Below are 998 nucleotides of genomic sequence, written 5' to 3'. Positions count from 1 at the left end.
TACAGACGACGGATTTGCCTATCGTCAGCCCTACATCCTTACACCAGGTTCACCTCACGGATACCATCGCCTGGCTCAGCTACCTTCCTGCGTCACACCTGTTCATACGCTAACCGCACCAGCATGGGGTCGAGCGTTAGACCGGACCGCATCACCCCGAAGGGATCCGCTGGTCACGGGTTAGGACTCTTAGCACCACTGGATTAGCTTGGGCGGTTGTTCGCCGGTACGGGAATATCAACCCGTTGTCCATCGACTACGCCTGTCGGCCTCGCCTTAGGTCCCGACTTACCCAGGGCGGATTAACCTGGCCCTGGAACCCTTGGTCTTTCGGAGGACGGGTTTCTCACCCGTCTTTCGCTACTCATGCCTGCATTCTCACTCGTGTGGCGTCCACGGCTGGATCACTCCGCCGCTTCACTCGCCACACGACGCTCTCCTACCACTCCGCACGACTGAACCACGAAGGCTTGTCGAGTGTGCGAAATCTACAACTTCGGCGGTGTGCTTGAGCCCCGTTACATTGTCGGCGCGGAATCACTTGACCAGTGAGCTATTACGCACTCTTTCAAGGGTGGCTGCTTCTAAGCCAACCTCCTGGTTGTCTGTGCAACTCCACATCCTTTCCCACTTAGCACACGCTTAGGGGCCTTAGTTGGTAGTCTGGGTTGTTTCCCTCTCGACGATGAAGCTTATCCCCCACCGTCTCACTGCTGCGCTCTCACTCACCGGCATTCGGAGTTTGGCTGACGTCAGTAACCTGTTGAGGCCCATCGGCCATCCAGTAGCTCTACCTCCGGCGAGAAACACGCAACGCTGCACCTAAATGCATTTCGGAGAGAACCAGCTATCACGAAGTTTGATTGGCCTTTCACCCCTATCCACAGCTCATCCCCTCCATTTTCAACTGAAGTGGGTTCGGTCCTCCACGACGTCTTACCGTCGCTTCAACCTGGCCATGGATAGATCACTTCGCTTCGGGTCTAGGACATGCGACT

Annotated in this window: 1 rRNA gene; it reads right to left on the bottom strand. The window is 56.3% G+C overall.

From position 1 onward, the window contains the following. A 23S ribosomal RNA gene (locus FS641_RS17760) occupies positions 1-998 on the bottom strand; the annotation flags it as partial.

It is taken from the genome of Curtobacterium sp. 9128, assembly GCF_007673775.1.
Classification (GTDB): domain Bacteria; phylum Actinomycetota; class Actinomycetes; order Actinomycetales; family Microbacteriaceae; genus Curtobacterium.
Note: the sequence above shows the minus strand (reverse complement) of the source record. Positions and strands in the feature narration are given on the sequence as shown.